This window comes from Mycobacterium sp. MMS18-G62, assembly GCF_053877835.1.
This window is the reverse complement of record NZ_CM132662.1, coordinates 5,552,183-5,568,039: the sequence shown is the minus strand read 5'-3', so window position 1 is coordinate 5,568,039 and position 15,857 is coordinate 5,552,183. Positions and strand designations below refer to the sequence as shown.

Genomic DNA, 15,857 nt, shown 5'->3' with positions numbered 1-15,857 from the left:
AGAAATGGCATTGACGGTCCCGTAAACTCCCCGGAGGTCGGCCCGCCGAGCGCGGGCTGAGGGGGCGGGAGTGCGATGGCGGATGTCAGTGGGGAGCCCGACGCCGGCGGGGGTAAGCGGGGGCGCCCTCGCAGCGAGCAGTCGCACCGCGCGGTGTTGCGGGCGACGTCCGAACTGCTGCACGAGGTCGGGCTGCGAGCGATGACGACCGAGCAGATCGCCGGCCGCAGCGGCGTCAGCAAGGCCACGATCTACAAGTGGTGGCCCAACAAGTATGCGGTCGCCGCCGAGGCGTTCCTGTCGGAGACGATCGCCGACCGGCCCGATCCCCACACCGATTCGGTGACAACGGATTTACGAACCGCGCTGCACGGCCTCACCACTTTCTACTCGGGGGCCAAGGGCCGGGTTTTCGCCGAACTGATCGGCGAAGGCCAATTCGATCCGGTGGTGCGTACAGAAGTGCACAAACATCTGGTGCTCGCGCACCGCGACGTGATCAAAAGGGTATGGGCCCGCGGGGTCGCCACGCGCGAATTCCGTGCGGACATCGATCCCGACGACGCCATCGACCTGCTGATTGGCCCGCTGATGTACCGCCGCCTACTCGGTCATCCACATCTGGACGGGGCCGCCGCCGACACCCTTGTGAAAATCACGATGGGGGGACTGTCCGCCAAGAAGTAGTTTTAGCGCGGCGTCATACCCGCCGCGCGGTAGGCGGCGTCCACGTATGCCATGTTCTCGACGGCGTCCCGCGTACCCAGCGGCAGCGGGGTGCCGTGTTGCACGTGCGCGGCGAACGCCTCGAGCTGATAGGTGTAAGACGGCCGGACGCCTAGCCGCTCAACGGTGGTGCCCGCGGCCGTGTTTATGGTGATCCGGTCGTCGTCGTGGGGCTTGATGAAGTTGTGCACCAATACGTCTCCCTTGGTGCCGACTATCCGGAATGTGAACGAGTAGTCGTCGGCGACCATGGAGTTTGCGCACAGGCCCGTCGCGCCACCGGGAAACGCGAGTTCGATGTCACACCAGGCATCCACCCCCGGGGCGGCCTGCTCGGCGTGTGTGCGGATGATCGACGGGTGGCCGAGGCGCCGCATGACGTGCAGGCCGTAGCAGCCCAGATCCATCAAGGCGCCACCGGCCAGTTCCAGTGACCACCGAGGGTCGCCGGATTCCGGCGGCGGCATCGCCATCCGGACCTCGACGTGGACAAGGTCTCCCAGCGTGCCGTCGGACGCCAGTTCGAACGCGCGGCGCGCGACGGGATGGAACAGGTAGTGAAACCCCTCCATCACGGTAACCCCGGCTCTGTCGGCCGACTCGGCGACCTGTTGGGCTTCCACGCGGTTGCGGGCGAACGGCTTCTCGGTCAGCACCGGCTTGCCTGCCGCAATCGCCGCGAGGTTCCACGGTGCGTGCAGCGCATTCGCCAACGGGTTGTACACCACATCGACGTCCGGATCGTTGACGACATCGTGATACGTTGCCAAAACCCGCTCCACACCGTGCTTTTCGGCGAACGCCTCCGCGCGACCCGGATCCCGCGCGGCCACGGCCACCAGCCGGTGCCCCAGTTCATGAGCGGGGCCGACGATGGCCAGCTCGGCGATGCGGGACGCCCCGAGCACCCCGATCCGCAGGCTCATGCCGGGATGCGGCTGCAGACGTCGGTCATGAAAGCCACACTCGCCCGGACGTCACGCACCGGACCCTCGTCGGCGGGCCGGCCGTCAAGGATGGTGTCTTGTTCCATGACGAACCATCCGTCAAATCCATTGCTGCGCAACGCGGTCACGATACCGGCGATGTCCACGTCGCCCGCCCCGAGCGGGGTGTACATGCCGCGCCGCACCGCCTCGGTGTAAGTCAACTCGCCGGACTGGACCCGGGTCGCCAGCTTGGCATCGACGTCCTTGAGGTGGACGTGTGCGATGCGTGCCGGCACCCCTCGAGCCAGCTGCAACGGGTCCGTCCCGCCGATCAACAGATGCCCGGTGTCCAGACACAACTGGATCGTCGAGCCTTTCAACACCCGCGCCACGTCGCTGCGGGTTTCCACCATGGTCCCGACATGTGGGTGCAACACGGCTAGCACGCCGCGGTCCGCGGCGGCGTCGGCAAGCCGGTCGAGGTTGGTCAGCAGTGTGGCCCATTGCGCGTCGTCGAGTATCGGTCGCGTGTCGTAACCGTCGGTGCCAGTCGCTGCTGCAAGCACGAGAACTGTTGCCCCGCATGCCTGTAGCGCGTTCAGCGGGCCGGCGATGTCAGATATCGGGTCGTGGTTGGCGTCGTGCAGCAAGACAGGGGCGAACGTGCCGACGCAGCTCAGGCCATAGGAGTTCAACAGCGTGGTGAGTTCGTGTGGATCGGACGGCAGAAAGCCCTCGGGCCCAAGTTCGGTGGCGGACAGGCCGACGTCTCGCATCTCGGCGAGCACCTGACTCGGCTCGAGCTGATATCCCCAGCCGGGTACTTCGCACACACCCCACGAGATTGGTGCACCTGCGATTTTCACTATGACCTCACATCCTCGATGCGTACCGGGGTGCCGCGCTTCAACGACTCCGCCGCCGCCTCGGCCAACCATGCGACCTCAACGGCGTCGTCGACTGTGACCGCCGGCGCGGCTGCGCCGTTGACGACGTCGATGAACGCGGCCAGCTCGGCGCGGAACGCGTCGGTAAAGCGGTCCATGAAGAAGTGGTGGGCCGGGCCGTCGGGAAACTCGGTGTGGGGGTCTGTGTTTCGCACCGGCACACCCTGGTCCCATCCCGCGACGACCGTGTCGTGGAAGCCGTGTACCTCCAGGCGGCAGTCGTAGCCGTGGCCGTTGTATCGGGCCGCGGACACCAGCCCTATGGTGCCCTGGTCGAACTTGACCACGATGGCGGCCGTGTCGACGTCGCCGAATTCGGCGAACTGCGGGTCGCCCTGCACACTTCCGGTGGCATACACCTCGACGGCCCGCTGGCCGGTGATCCACCGGATGACGTCGAAATCGTGGACGGCGCAGTCGCGGAAGATGCCGCCGGAGCCGGCGATGTACTCCATCGGCGGGGGAGCGGGATCCATGGTGGTGCTGCGGACGGTGTGCAGTGGCCCGAGGGAACCGTCGTCCACCGCGCGTTTGGCGGCGGCGAACGCCGCGTCGAACCGACGCTGATATCCAACCTGCACCGGCACCCCGGAACGGGCGATCACCTCGGCCACCTTGGCACTTTCGGCGGCGGTCGACGCGATCGGCTTCTCGCAGAACGTGGGCAGTCCGCGTGCCACGGCGGCCAGCGTCAACTCGGCGTGCGCAGGCGTGGCCGCCGACACAACCACACCGTCGATGCCGGATGCGAGCAGCGCATCCACCGAATCAGCCAGCTTCGCACCATGTTTGGCCGCCACCGCCGCAACAAGCTCCTGGTGCTCGTCGGTGACGATCAAACCGTCAACGCCGTCGAGCCCCGACAGCGTGTCGACGTGGAACGCGCCGATGCGACCCAACCCGATTACGCCGAGGGTGGTCATGGGATTCTCCGATCGTTCTGCTCGCGCAACACGGCGTCGAGTTCGTCTGGCGTGATGTCATCTGCCAACGCCGCGAGCACCGTGTCGACCTGGCTTGGCGGAGCCAGGCTGCCGATCGGCTGATCGCTGTCGAGGTTGGTGGGAAAGGCGTAGCCCTCGGCGGTTGCCACCACGACGTTGAGCAGATCCTGCGGCGGCCGGCCCGCCGATTTCATCGCGCGCAGGTGCGGATAGACCGCGCGGACCATCGCGGTGCGGTCCAGCGCCTCCATCGCACGGCCGAACGGCGACGAGACCTGCAGCAGGTTCGCGATCCTGCGGATGCCGGTCGAAACATTCGATCCCGCACCGTGATACAGCGCTGGGTTGAAGAACATCGCGTCGCCCTTGGCCAGTGGCAGCTGGACCTGATGCTCGGCGAAGAACTCGATGAACTCCGGACGATTGAACGCGATGTAGCCGGCGTCGAAGCGCTGCGAATGAGGCAGCAGCATCGTCGGCCCGCTTTCGACCGGCATGTCGCAGTGGGCCACCGCACCCTGCAGCGTCAACTGCGGCGAGGCGCGATGCACATGGGCGGGGTATGCGGCGAGGTGCTCGTCCGGCACAAAACCGAGGTGATAGTCGCGGTGTGGAACCTGCTGGGCGCCACCGGGATTGACGACGTTCACCTGCGAGGTGACCTGGTAGCGCGGACCCAGCCAGGCCTGGCACACGACGGCAAGGACGTCGTTGGCGTAGTACTCGGCGAACACCCGCGGCGCGTATAGCGCCAGCTTCTGCGCGGCATTCCAGATTCGGTCATTGGCGCCGGGCTTGCCGAAGTGGTCGCCGGAGGCTGAGCCCGCGGCGTGCTGAGCGTCGATGATCGCGAAGAACCCGTCGTTGGCCGCGTCGATCACGTCGGGGGCGAAGGCCGCCTTGAACATGACCACGCCGGGCCCGTCGGCCAGCGCCCGAATCAGTTCCGATTGCAGTGCCTGCCGATCGCCGGCCGAGCGCGCATCGTAAACCGGCACGTTGCATCGAATCTGGGTGGCGAGTGGATAGTCGGCGGGATCGGTGTCACGCAGGATCTGCGCGACGAACTCGTCGAGCCTGCAGTCGTCGTCGGTGATCCACACCCTGCGGGTGGCCGCGGTCATGCCGGTTAGTCTTGCTGTGACAGCGACCGCATTCAACGCCAAAAAGCCATCAAATAACCGTCACGTAGACAGTCCCATGGCAGCCGCTCGGGGGCGCCGGTGTGTACCGACGCCCCCGAGGTTGAACCCGCGTAGCGGTTTACACGCCGCCGCCGGTGCCTCCGGCGCCGCCGCCACCGCCGGAACCACCGGACTGGCCCGAGTTTCCGGTCCCGCCGCTGCCGCTGCCGCCGGCCCCGCCGGTCGTGCCGTTGCCGTCGGTGCCGCCATTGCCTCCGGCGCCGCCATGGCCTCCGACGCCACCGGTGCCGACGCTGCCAGATGCCCCGGTGGTTTCACCGAAGCCGCCCGCGCCGGCTGCGCCGCCGGATCCGCCGGTTCCACCCGAGCCGCCGCTGCCGCCGGCGCCGGCCGCGCCTGCCGTCCCGCTACCGGCGCCACCGGTGCCGGCTGCGCCGCCGTTGCCACCGTTGCCGCCGCTACCGCCCGTGCCGCCCGCGGCGCCGGTGCCGCCGTTGCCGCCTGTGCCGCCGGGATTCTTCAGGGTGGCGCCGCCGGTGCCGCCTGCGCCGCCGCTGCCGCCGTTCGCAGCGTCGCCGCCCTGGCCGCCGGTGCCGCCTGAGCCGCCGCTGCCGCCAGTACCGAAGGCGCCGCCGCTGCCGCCGCTGCCGCCGCTGCCGCCGGCAGTGCCGCCTGTACCGCTGACTCCGACCGCGCCGTTGCCGCCGTTGCCTCCCTTTGCACCGACGCTGTCAGGCGCGCCCGTCGGATCGTTGCCGCCGTTGCCGCCGTCGCCGCCGTTGCCGCCGTTGGCAACAGCACTGCCGCCGTTGCCGCCGCCGCCGGAGAGGTGCGCGGCATTGCCTACAGCGCCGGTGCCGCCCTTGCCGCCGTTGCCGCCGTCACCGCCGCCGGCGCCGCCGTTTCCGCCGAGGCCGAGGTTCTGTCCGTTGCCGCCGACGCCACCCGTGCCGCCGTTCTGCAGGCCGACGCCGGGGTGGCCGCTAGTTGCCGCTGACACGCCGTCGACGCCGTTGAGGCCGGGGGCAGCCGTGCTCAACGTCGCCGGGTTGACGCCGTCGATGCCGGCTCCACCTTGGCCGCCATTCCCGCCGGCACCACCGTTTCCGATGAACAGCGAGCCGTTGCCGCCACCGCCGCCGTTGCCGCCTGCGACGAGGGCGGTGCCGTCGGCGCCGTTGCCGCCGTTGCCGCCGTTGCCGTAGAAGAATCCCGCGTTGCCGCCCTTGCCTCCGTTGGCGCCGGCAGTGGTCGGGCTGTAGCCGTCACCACCGCTACCCGCGAAGATTCCGCCGTTGAAGCCGTCGGGATGAGCCGCGGTGCCGTCGGCGCCGTTGCCGATGAAGATATTCAAACCCGGGATCTGGCCTGCGAGGTCGAGGAAGGGATTCAAGGCCAACGGATCAGAAAGGGTGGGCGCGAGGGGCGCTTTGAGAAGAGTGGGCCCTCCTGGCGAATTGCAGCCGAAGAGGCTGGTGAGGCCGCATACCTCGGCGGACGGGGCCGCCGGTGCGGCGTGCGCTACGCCGGCGGGAGCGACCAACAACGCCGCCGCAGGGGCAGCCAGGACAATACCTGCGCCGCCGATGGCCACGGCCAACGCTTGCCCCTTTGCCTGACGGCCGCTGGGACCTCGTTTGCTTCGACTGGACATATGTAACCCCTTGATTCTCGCGTAGGCCGCACGCCTACCCGTCTTTTGCTGGACATGTCAAAGGTTTCGTGTGCGCCGCCGGATTGGCGCGAGTAGTCGCCTACTCGAATTTCGCCGTCGCAACTGCTGCAGCGATGCGCGGCGCTCGTTTACCAAGGACACCGCTGTGAATGCGGTTTGCTGGGCCGTCTTTGCGCCATAGCCCGGATCGTATGCAGCAAACACACACCTAGAAATAAGGTCTTTACCTGACAACGAAGCCCCCCTACAAGGCGCTTCTTGGGCGCACGTCGTACCGCCCCGCCGGTGTGTGACACCCTTGCCCTCAGCATCAAGAACCCGTCAGAAACCCCTCACCGACAGAACTGGAGCCGTTGGTGCCGCACCGCTACAAGGTCCGCGAGATCGCTCAGCAATCCGGCCTGAGCGAGGCCACCGTCGACCGCGTCCTCAACGAACGGCCCGGCGTGCGTGAGAACACCAGGGCCGAGGTGATGCAGGCGATCGCCGATCTGGACAAGCAGCGCGCGCAGCTGCGCTTAGTCGGCAGGCGCTATCTGATCGACGTCGTCATGCAGACGCCGCAGCGGTTTTCCGACGCGTTCCGCGCAGCGGTCGAGGCCGAACTGCCCGTGTTCGCGCCGGCGATGCTGCGAGCGCGTTTTCACCTGTGGGAGACCGGGCAGGCGTCGCAGATGGTCGACGCGCTCGCCAAGATCCGGGGCAGCCACGGCGTGATCCTCAAGGCCCAGGACGAGCCGGAGGTAGCCGAGGCCATCGACCGGCTCGTCGACTCCGGCGTGCCGGTCGTGACCTATGCGACCGACGTGCCCACGAGCTCGCGCTCCGCCTACGTCGGCATCGACAACCACGGCGCCGGCGTGACGGCGGCCTATCTGATGAATCAGTGGCTGGGGCCTGCGCCGTCGGACGTCCTCATCACGCTGTCTCGCACGGTGTTCCGCGGTGAAGGTGAGCGGGAGGTCGGTTTCCGCTCAGCACTGCGCGGGTCGGGGCGGGCGATCGTCGAAGTCAGCGACAGCGACGGCATCGATGCGACCAATGAGCGGCTGGTGCTCGATGCGCTCGAGCAACACCCCGGCATAGAAGCGGTCTACTCCGTCGGCGGCGGTAACACCGCCACCGTGGCGGCCTTCGAACGGCTCGGGCGGCCGTGCCGCGTCTTTATCGCCCACGACCTCGACGCCGACAACCGGCAACTGTTGCGAGAAGGCCGCGTCTCAGCCGTCCTGCACAACGACCTGCGCGCCGACGCGCGCCTGGCGATGCGGCTGATCCTGCAGGAGCGCGGGGCGTTGCCGGCAGAGCCGGTACGGCCGGTGCCGATCCAGGTCATCACGCCGTACAACCTGCCGAGCTAGTGCGAGCAGGTGGCTACCGATCAGTAACCAATTCTTAGAGAATGGCATTCTCGTACAAGTGACGGAAAACACAATTTTGTCTCACGCCGCCCAGCGGCACGTCGAGTGAGCTGTGGGTTCGCTCCCAGGTCACCCCCACGTTCCCCGCGCGTCGGGTAAATCGCTGCCTAAGAGAAGTGCAATAATCGGTACTGGCAGTGACATCAAACTTTGGCGGACGTCCGCCGGCGGCGCGTCACACTGACTGCGACTCGGAGGACTTCGCCGAAAACTTGGCGGAAGGCAGGCGCAGTGGGGGCCATCGACAACGCGATCAGTCCCGGCACTTCAGGCCCTCGGCAGAAGCTGGAAAAAGTCGTCATCCGCTTTGCGGGCGACTCCGGCGACGGCATGCAGCTCACCGGTGACCGGTTCACGTCCGAGGCGGCCCTGTTCGGCAATGACCTTGCCACTCAGCCGAATTACCCGGCCGAGATCCGTGCGCCACAGGGCACACTGCCCGGCGTCTCGTCGTTCCAGATCCAGATTGCCGACTACGACATCCTGACCGCGGGCGACCGACCCGACGTGCTCGTCGCGATGAACCCGGCGGCGCTCAAGGCCAACATCGCGGACCTGCCCCGCGGCGGCCTGGTGATCGCCAACTCCGATGAGTTCACCAAGCGCAACCTCGCGAAGGTCGGCTACGAGACAAATCCGCTCGAGAACGAAGAGCTCTCGGACTACGTCGTGCAGGCCGTCCCGATGACCACGTTGACGCTGGGCGCCGTCGAATCCATCGGCGCATCGAAGAAGGACGGCCAGCGCGCGAAGAACATGTTCGCGCTTGGGCTGCTGTCGTGGATGTACGGCCGCGAGTTGGAGCACAGCGAGGCGTTCATCCGCGAGAAGTTCGCCCGCAAGCCCGACGTCGCCGAGGCCAACGTGCTGGCATTGAAGGCCGGCTGGAATTACGGCGAGACCACAGAAGCGTTTGGCACCACCTACGAGGTCGCGCCCGCCAAGCTGAAGTCCGGTGAATACCGCCAGATTTCGGGCAATACTGCGTTGGCGTACGGCCTCATCACCGCGGGTCAGCTCGCAAACATCCAGCTGGTGCTGGGTAGCTATCCGATCACGCCGGCTTCGGACATTCTTCACGAGCTGTCCAAGCACAAGAACTTCAACGTGCTGACGTTCCAGGCCGAGGATGAGATCGCCGGTATCGGCGCAGCGATCGGCGCGTCCTACGGCGGTGCGCTGGGCGTCACCACCACATCGGGCCCCGGCATCTCGCTGAAATCCGAGGCGATCGGGCTCGCCGTGATGACCGAGCTTCCGCTGATCGTCGTCGACGTGCAACGCGGCGGACCGTCAACCGGTTTGCCCACCAAGACCGAGCAGGCCGACCTGTTGCAGGCGATGTTCGGACGCAACGGCGAGTCGCCCGTCGCGATCATCGCGCCGCGTTCGCCGTCGGACTGCTTCGAGGTCGCCGTCGAGGCCGCCCGCATCGCGGTCACCTACCACACCCCGGTGATGATCCTGTCCGACGGCGCGATCGCGAATGGCTCTGAGCCCTGGCGCATTCCGGACGTGACCACCTTCGCGCCGATCGATCACGCCTTCGCGAAGTCCGGCGAGCCGTTCCAGCCGTATGCGCGCGACCCCGAGACACTGGCTCGCCAGTTCGCCGTTCCGGGCACGCCGGGTCTCGAGCACCGCATCGGCGGTCTCGAGGCAGCCAACGGCTCGGGCAACATCTCCTATGAGCCGAAGAACCACGACCTGATGGTGCGGCTGCGCCAAGCCAAGATCGACGGCATCAAGGTGCCCGATCTCGCGGTCGACGACCCGACCGGCGACGCGGAACTGCTGATGCTCGGCTGGGGCAGCAGCTACGGCCCGATCGGCGAGGCATGCAGGCGCGCGCGGCGCAAGGGCATCAAGGTCGCGCATGCGCAACTGCGCAACCTCAACCCGTTCCCGGCCAACCTGGGCGAGGTGCTGCGTCGCTACCCCAAGGTCGTGCTGCCGGAGATGAACCTCGGCCAGCTCGCGCTGGTGCTGCGCGGCAAGTTCCTGGTCGACGTTCAGTCGGTGACCAAGGTGGAAGGCATGGCGTTCCTGGCCGAAGAGGTCGAGGGCATCATCGATGCCGCGCTGGACGGGACGTTGGGCGACAAGGAAATTGACAAGGCCAAGTTCGCGCGGTTGGCGGCGGCGACCGTAGAAGATGGTGTGGGAGTTAGCGCATGACAGACGTAATCGGTACGGATCTCGGTTTGACACCGCTGTCGAAGCTGAGCGGGGTCCCCACCACCGATGAGCCGCAGAAGGCCAAGGACTTCACCAGCGACCAAGAGGTCCGGTGGTGCCCCGGCTGCGGTGACTACGTCATCCTCAACACGATCCGCAACTTCCTGCCTGAACTCGGGCTGCGCCGCGAAAACATCGCATTCGTGTCCGGCATCGGATGCTCGAGCCGCTTCCCTTATTACCTGGAGACGTACGGATTCCACTCGATCCACGGCCGCGCGCCGACCATCGCGACCGGGCTGGCGCTCGCGCGTCAGGACCTGTCGGTCTGGGTTGTCACCGGTGACGGCGACGCGCTGTCGATCGGCGGCAACCATCTGATCCACGCGCTGCGCCGCAATATCAACCTCACGATCCTGCTGTTCAACAACCGGATCTACGGCCTGACCAAGGGGCAGTATTCGCCGACGTCGGAGGTCGGCAAGATCACCAAGTCCACGCCGATGGGCTCGCTGGATTACCCGTTCAATCCGGTGTCTCTGGCGCTGGGGGCCGAGGCGACGTTCGTCGGCCGCGCACTCGATTCCGACCGTAAGGGGCTCTCCGAGGTGCTGCGCGGGGCTGCTGAGCACCGCGGTGCTGCGCTGGTGGAGATCATGCAGGACTGCCCGATCTTCAACGACGGCTCCTTCGACGCGCTGCGCAAGGAGGGCGCCGAGGAACGGCTGATCAACCTCACCCATGGCGAGCCGATCACATTCGGCGCCGACGGCGAGTACTGCGTGGTCAAGTCGGGCTACGGACTCGAGGTCGCCAAGACCGCCGATGTGTCGGCCAGTGAGATCGTCGTCCACGACGCCACGCTGCAGGATCCGGCGTACGCGTTTGCGTTGTCCCGGCTGTCGGAACAGAACCTCGATCACATGGTGATGGGCATCTTCCGACGTGTCAGCAAGCCGACGTACGACGACGCTGCGCGCCAACAGGTGCGGTCGGCCACCGAGGCCAAGCCGCACGACACGGCCGCACTGCAGTCGCTGCTCCGCGGCAAGGACACCTGGACCGTCGACTAACCTCACTGACGTGACGCCCCCCGTGCCGCTTGCAGCAGTCATCCTGGCCGGCGGGGCATCCCGCCGAATGGGCCGCGACAAGGCCAATCTTTCCTACGAAGGCACCACGCTCCTGGAGCGCACGGTGTCCGTCTTAAGCCCGCGGTGTTCGCCCGTTTTCGTGATCGCGGCGCCGGGACAACCGATGCCCACCGTTGAGGCCCAAGTGCTGCGCGACGAGGTTCGCGGCGTCGGACCGCTGCTGGCGACGGGGCGAGGCTTGCGGGCGGCCGCCGATGCCGGCCTGCAGCACGCGTTCGTCTGCGCGGTCGACATGCCGTTCCTTGACGTCGCGCTGATCGACGAACTCGCAGGCCCGGCCTTGCGGCTCGGCGCTGACGTGGTGCTGCCGTGGGATGGCCGCGACCACTATCTGGCCGGTATCTACCGGACCTCTCTGGCGGACCGGGTCGATGAGCTGATCGCCGCGGGGGAGCGCAGCATGCGCGCTCTAGTGGAAACCGTCGACACTCAGCGCATCGTGATGCCGCCACAGCGATCCCTGACGAACGTCAACACCGCGGCCGATTTGGCCACCACGAGCCCACCCCAAATTGCTTAGCAAATTTGCTGCGTAATTCGTTCGTTATCTGATATTCGGATGCGTGGAATTCTGGACGCTTAATTGCTTCCCGAATAGAGACCGATTATGACGGTCAAGCATCATCATGCGCGTACGGCCTTGACGCCCGACGGCTGAGCCTGACCGTTTGAAACTGGCTCTGGGATACGGGTTTTCGAATTGGCTGCACCGTTAGTGTGCACCTATTCGAGCACCTCCGGTGCGAGACGACAGCTTTCGCAAGCCATCAATCGCCGACCGAGCGGCTTGTGGTGAATTCTGCCAATGGCTGGCCAGCGCCCGCGTTGAAGCGACTCCGTCTGAGAAGAGTGTTGTTCGGCAACTAGCTGCCGGTGAAAGATGTTGGATACCAGCAGAATTCAGGAAGAACATGTCAATGTGCCACTGGCTGGCCACGAATCGCACAGGCAGCTGACCAGTGACCGTATATCGGATGAAAAGCCCTCCGGACCAACCTTTTTCACTTTCCGACGCTAGCGTCCCGAGCATTACGTCGACCAGCGAACGCAAGCCCTAGATTCTGACGTACACCGCCACTTTGCAGCCGTTTTGAGTTCTCCGGCAGTCGAATCCATCGCCAACTACCCGTTTCGACGCTGAAATCACGTGTCACAGCTCACAAAATCGTGGTGATATGGCTCACCGCGACACGCCGAGCACGGCTTTTAGCTTTTCGCGTCAAACCGCCCGCTGACCTGCTCAGACTTTTCTCAGGTTCGCTCGTGATCATTCCGTGATCTGTCCGCGACACGAACTTCACCGACATGACTAATCGCGAAGAGCTTTGTACGGTCCACATCAGCTTCAAACGGAGCAAATAATTTCAAACCCACGAACCTGCGTGTGAGTGGGGCTGCGGAAGGCGGGTTCGCCTTCAGCGGCCGCTGGGCCTGATGCCCGGTGAGGCACTTTCTGGCCTCCCCCTGCCGCACCTGACCGAGACGGTGCGGCCCAACTCCGCCTGTGTACAGGCAGCTACGCCCGCGTCTCCGCGCGGGTGTTGATGGCGCGCGCTTGGCGAAAGGAACGAAGTGAAGAACATCCGCAAGACGTTTGGTCTGGCCACCATTGCCGGTGCGCTCGCTGTGGCACCGATGGCGCTGGCGACTGGCACCGCGAATGCGGAAAGCGGCGTCAACTGGGACGCCGTCGCCGCCTGCGAGTCGGGTGGCAACTGGTCAATTGCTACAGGTAACGGCTACTACGGCGGCCTGCAGTTCACGATGGGCACCTGGCACGCCAACGGCGGCTCTGGCTCGCCGAGCCAGGCCAGCCGTGAGGAGCAGATCCGGGTCGCGGAGAACGTGCTCCGGTCGCAGGGTATCGGCGCGTGGCCGGTGTGCGGCAGGCGCGGCTAGTACTGCACGACGCTTACAGAGGCGGTGCCGGGTCATAAACCCGGCACCGCCTCATCTTTCTCAGAGGCCTCTTACACCAGATAAGTAACGATTAAAACTTTTGACGCTTCCGTAACACGTGATGTCCATCACCCGAAACACCGGATAACCGCGTCGGGAGAACACACAGTCCTTCCACTGCGGGGCCTTGTTTCAAACGGTCGGGGAAGGACCGCAGTGATGAACATTCGTAAGGCAATCACCAAGGGCCTGATGGCCGCCGCAATCTCCGGAGCGCTCGCCGTGGTGCCGATGGCACTTTCGACCGGCACCGCACACGCCGATTCCGTGAACTGGGATGCGATCGCACAGTGCGAGTCGGGCGGCAACTGGGCCATCAACACCGGGAACGGCGCCTACGGCGGCCTGCAGTTCAAGCAGGCGACCTGGGCCGCCAACGGCGGTGTCGGCAGCCCGGCAACCGCCTCGCGTGACGAGCAGATCCGCGTCGCCGAGAACGTCCTGCGCACGCAGGGTCTGGGCGCGTGGCCGAAGTGCGGCGCCCAGGGTGGCGCTCCCGCGGTCTGGGGCAACGCCACGATGCCCTCCGCGCCGTCCGCGCCGGCCACCACCACGGGATGCGCTGCGATGCCCACCTCCGGCTTCTTCGGCTTCATCAACCCGCGTCAGATGTGCACCGCACTGCTCAACCCGCTGGGCACCCTGGCGGCACCCCGCTGATTTACGCCGGCGCCATGTCGCGCTCGGTCGGCATCACAAAGGCAGAGCGCGACGCCACCGCCGCCAGATGTCGTGTCAGCACCGCCTCGGGACCGAGGGCCGTCGCGCGGCTCGCCAGCCCGCTGAGGAACGCGGGACGCAAGTTCACGATCCGGCCGATCATTGCCGACTCCCGCACCAGAGACCGCACCCGGGGCCTGCGAAACGTCGCGAACCGCGAAAAAGCCGTCGCCGGATCGTCGGCCCGATCGACGAACGTGGCGAGAATCGCCGCGTCCTCCAGTCCCTGACATCCGCCCTGTCCCAGATGCGGGCGCATCGGATGGGCGGCGTCGCCGACCACCACCACCGGTCCGCGCGACCACTGCCGGGCCTGTTCGCGGTCGTAGAGGTCGTTGCGCAGGACGTCGGCGGGGTCGGTCGCGGCGAGAACTGTCGGGATGGGGTCGGCCCACGAAGCGAACTTGGCTTTTAGATAGTTCAGCTCGCCTTGCGGTTCGGTTCGGCCTTCGGGCACCCGTTCGGTCGCGAACCAGTACGTGTGGTCAGGGCCGAGCGGGACGTGGCCGAACTCGATGCCCGGGCCCATCACTTCGCCTGCGACGTCGGGATCGATGGCGCAGTCGGCCACGCCGCGCCACGCCGTGTACCCGACGTATCGGTCGGTCAATGTGCCGTTGAGATGGCGAGCCACCACCGAACGGGTGCCGTCGGCTCCGACGACCGCGGCCGCCTCGCGCGTCGTGGCATCGGACAGCGTGACCCGCACGCCGTCACCGGTCGTGACGAGTTCTCGCGCGGACAGGCCGTTGTGGAGGGTGCCCTCGGCGAGCGCGTCGGCCAGGATCGTCGTCAACCTCGAGCGCCGGATCACGACCAGCGGCTCGCCGAGCGCCTTCTCCATCCGCTGTGGCGACGGGCGCCGCAACCACGTGCCGTCGCGCCACCGCAGCGCACCTGCGCTGACACGCCCTCCGGCGTCACGCACCGCGTCGCCGAGCCCCAGCTCGTCGAGTGCGGCCAGTGCGTTGGGCCAGATGCTGATGCCGGCGCCCGACGATGTGCTGGTGCGCTCCTCGATGACGCTGACGTCGATACCCCGCCGCTGCAGCGCCACGGCCGTGGCAAGGCCAGCGATGCCCGCACCGATCACGAGGATCTGCTGCGCCATCCGTCGAAAATAGCGCGACCCCGGCGAGTTATACGTCGAAGATCAGGAGCGTGCTGGTTGCGGTGGCGACGACCGCCCCGCTTCCATCGGTTACGACGCCTTCTGCGAAACCGACTCGCGAGCCGGCCTTGACCACCGTGCCGGTCGCGGTGAGCAGGCCGCTGCTGAGGCGTACAGCCTTGAGGTAGTTCACCTTGATCTCGACCGACGTGTATCCCTTGCCCTGGGGAAGCGTGGTGTGCACGGCACATCCCGTGACCGAATCCAACAGCGTGCAGATCAGCCCGCCGTGAACGGCGCCGATCGGGTTGTACGCGGACTCGTCTGGCACGCAAGTGAATACGGCTCGACCATGCTCGACCTCGACAAGATCGAACTGCAACAGCCCGGCGATCGGCGGCTGCGGAAGCTCGCCCTCGGCCATGGCACGCAGATAGTCGATGCCCGCCATGGTGAGTCCCTTGGCGGTCGTCGGGTCAGGCTCGTGCCACGTGACGGTGCGTGAGCGCTGCGGTCCCCAGTCGGCACGGATATCGGTGTCGGCCAGTTCTGCGGTCATGGTGTCCTTTCAATTGATCGCCAGGGTGCCCGGCGGAATGGCGGTCGATTGGGATCGTCAGCCTCGACGGCATGGTCCAGTCCCCACGCCGTCAACGCGTCCAGCACGGGAATCAGGTCTCGACCCGATTCTGTGAGGTGGTATTCGAAGCGAGGCGGCGTGCTCTGGTAGGCGGTTCGGCGAATCACGCCAGCCTCTTCCAGCGCCTTGAGCCGCGCCGCGATGCGGTCACGCGGTGCTCCGGTCTTGGCGACGATGCCGGAGAAACGCCGGTTGCCCAACGCCAGCTCTCGAACGATCAGCAACGACCATCGTTCACCGACCAGCTCCAGCGACGCGGCGATCGGACACGCCCGTCCAGGTAGATCGGCAAGCGCAACTGTGGTCAT

At 66.5% G+C, this 15,857-nt stretch carries 12 protein-coding genes and 4 pseudogenes; 7 read left to right on the top strand and 9 right to left on the bottom strand.

Annotation, left to right across the window (positions count from 1 at the left end; translation table 11 throughout):
* Window positions 1-75 precede the first annotated feature (75 nt).
* Window positions 76-687, top strand: a complete 612-nt coding sequence (locus ACWW36_RS27785; protein ID WP_456139133.1) for a TetR/AcrR family transcriptional regulator — start codon at window positions 76-78, stop codon at window positions 685-687.
* Window positions 688-689: 2 nt separating this feature from the next.
* Here the strand turns inward: ACWW36_RS27785 and ACWW36_RS27780 are convergent, their stop codons facing one another.
* The 6 genes and pseudogenes from ACWW36_RS27780 to ACWW36_RS27755 all read right to left on the bottom strand — a co-directional run.
* Window positions 690-1,652 carry a Gfo/Idh/MocA family protein gene (locus tag ACWW36_RS27780; RefSeq protein ID WP_456139132.1) on the bottom strand — a complete coding sequence of 321 codons (963 nt, stop codon included), beginning with the start codon at window positions 1,650-1,652 and terminating at the stop codon, window positions 690-692.
* The gene (locus tag ACWW36_RS27775; RefSeq protein ID WP_456139131.1) at window positions 1,649-2,521 is read right to left on the bottom strand and encodes a TIM barrel protein; all 873 of its coding nucleotides are present in this window, start codon (window positions 2,519-2,521) and stop codon (window positions 1,649-1,651) included. Before ACWW36_RS27775 ends, ACWW36_RS27780 begins: the two co-directional genes overlap by 4 nt.
* Window positions 2,521-3,525, bottom strand: a complete 1,005-nt coding sequence (locus tag ACWW36_RS27770) for a Gfo/Idh/MocA family protein (protein ID WP_456139130.1) — start codon at window positions 3,523-3,525, stop codon at window positions 2,521-2,523. Before ACWW36_RS27770 ends, ACWW36_RS27775 begins: the two co-directional genes overlap by 1 nt.
* Window positions 3,522-4,670: a phytanoyl-CoA dioxygenase family protein gene (locus ACWW36_RS27765; protein WP_456139129.1), complete on the bottom strand. Its 1,149-nt coding sequence runs from the start codon at window positions 4,668-4,670 to the stop codon at window positions 3,522-3,524. Before ACWW36_RS27765 ends, ACWW36_RS27770 begins: the two co-directional genes overlap by 4 nt.
* Before the next feature lie 151 nt (window positions 4,671-4,821).
* A pseudogene (locus ACWW36_RS27760) lies at window positions 4,822-5,469 on the bottom strand (PGRS repeat-containing protein); the annotation flags it as partial.
* Window positions 5,470-5,838: 369 nt separating this feature from the next.
* Window positions 5,839-6,345, bottom strand: a pseudogene (locus ACWW36_RS27755) (PGRS repeat-containing protein); the annotation flags it as partial.
* A gap of 377 nt (window positions 6,346-6,722) precedes the next feature.
* Here ACWW36_RS27755 and ACWW36_RS27750 point away from each other — a divergent pair.
* The 6 genes and pseudogenes from ACWW36_RS27750 to ACWW36_RS27725 all read left to right on the top strand — a co-directional run.
* On the top strand, window positions 6,723-7,727 hold the full coding sequence (locus tag ACWW36_RS27750; protein ID WP_456139128.1) for a LacI family DNA-binding transcriptional regulator: 1,005 nt from the start codon (window positions 6,723-6,725) through the stop codon (window positions 7,725-7,727).
* Window positions 7,728-8,018: 291 nt separating this feature from the next.
* Complete coding sequence (locus tag ACWW36_RS27745) at window positions 8,019-9,965, top strand: 2-oxoacid:acceptor oxidoreductase subunit alpha (RefSeq protein WP_456139127.1); 1,947 nt, start codon at window positions 8,019-8,021, stop codon at window positions 9,963-9,965.
* Complete coding sequence (locus ACWW36_RS27740; RefSeq protein ID WP_456139126.1) at window positions 9,962-11,038, top strand: 2-oxoacid:ferredoxin oxidoreductase subunit beta; 1,077 nt, start codon at window positions 9,962-9,964, stop codon at window positions 11,036-11,038. Before ACWW36_RS27745 ends, ACWW36_RS27740 begins: the two co-directional genes overlap by 4 nt.
* Window positions 11,039-11,048: 10 nt before the next feature.
* Window positions 11,049-11,639: a molybdenum cofactor guanylyltransferase gene (mobA, locus tag ACWW36_RS27735; RefSeq protein WP_456139125.1), complete on the top strand. Its 591-nt coding sequence runs from the start codon at window positions 11,049-11,051 to the stop codon at window positions 11,637-11,639.
* A 1,154-nt stretch (window positions 11,640-12,793) separates the two neighbouring features.
* Window positions 12,794-13,018, top strand: a pseudogene (locus ACWW36_RS27730) (transglycosylase family protein); the annotation flags it as partial.
* Window positions 13,019-13,336: 318 nt separating this feature from the next.
* A pseudogene (locus ACWW36_RS27725) lies at window positions 13,337-13,567 on the top strand (transglycosylase family protein); the annotation flags it as partial.
* Between the two features lie 172 nt (window positions 13,568-13,739).
* Here the strand turns inward: ACWW36_RS27725 and ACWW36_RS27720 are convergent.
* Genes ACWW36_RS27720 through ACWW36_RS27710 form a run of 3 tightly spaced genes read right to left on the bottom strand, consistent with a single transcriptional unit; the run spans window position 13,740 to window position 15,857 of the window.
* Window positions 13,740-14,909 (bottom strand): FAD-dependent oxidoreductase, encoded by a 1,170-nt coding sequence (locus ACWW36_RS27720; RefSeq protein WP_456139124.1) that lies wholly within the window; start codon window positions 14,907-14,909, stop codon window positions 13,740-13,742.
* A gap of 28 nt (window positions 14,910-14,937) precedes the next feature.
* Window positions 14,938-15,468, bottom strand: a complete 531-nt coding sequence (locus tag ACWW36_RS27715) for a PaaI family thioesterase (RefSeq protein WP_456139123.1) — start codon at window positions 15,466-15,468, stop codon at window positions 14,938-14,940.
* Entirely contained in the window at window positions 15,465-15,857 is a 393-nt protein-coding gene (locus ACWW36_RS27710) for a winged helix-turn-helix transcriptional regulator (protein WP_456139122.1), read from the bottom strand. The genes ACWW36_RS27715 and ACWW36_RS27710 overlap by 4 nt, the downstream gene beginning before the upstream one ends.

What these genes read in the sequence shown, in the direction of transcription:
- ACWW36_RS27785 (WP_456139133.1), top strand. Translation starts at nt 76, where the DNA reads ATGGCGGATGTCAGTGGGGAGCCCGACGCCGGCGGGGGTAAGCGGGGG.
- ACWW36_RS27780 (WP_456139132.1), bottom strand. Translation starts at nt 1,652, where the DNA reads ATGAGCCTGCGGATCGGGGTGCTCGGGGCGTCCCGCATCGCCGAGCTG.
- ACWW36_RS27770 (WP_456139130.1), bottom strand. Translation starts at nt 3,525, where the DNA reads ATGACCACCCTCGGCGTAATCGGGTTGGGTCGCATCGGCGCGTTCCAC.
- ACWW36_RS27765 (WP_456139129.1), bottom strand. Translation starts at nt 4,670, where the DNA reads ATGACCGCGGCCACCCGCAGGGTGTGGATCACCGACGACGACTGCAGG.
- ACWW36_RS27740 (WP_456139126.1), top strand. Translation starts at nt 9,962, where the DNA reads ATGACAGACGTAATCGGTACGGATCTCGGTTTGACACCGCTGTCGAAG.
- ACWW36_RS27720 (WP_456139124.1), bottom strand. Translation starts at nt 14,909, where the DNA reads ATGGCGCAGCAGATCCTCGTGATCGGTGCGGGCATCGCTGGCCTTGCC.
- ACWW36_RS27715 (WP_456139123.1), bottom strand. Translation starts at nt 15,468, where the DNA reads ATGACCGCAGAACTGGCCGACACCGATATCCGTGCCGACTGGGGACCG.
- ACWW36_RS27710 (WP_456139122.1), bottom strand. Translation starts at nt 15,857, where the DNA reads ATGACCACAGTTGCGCTTGCCGATCTACCTGGACGGGCGTGTCCGATC.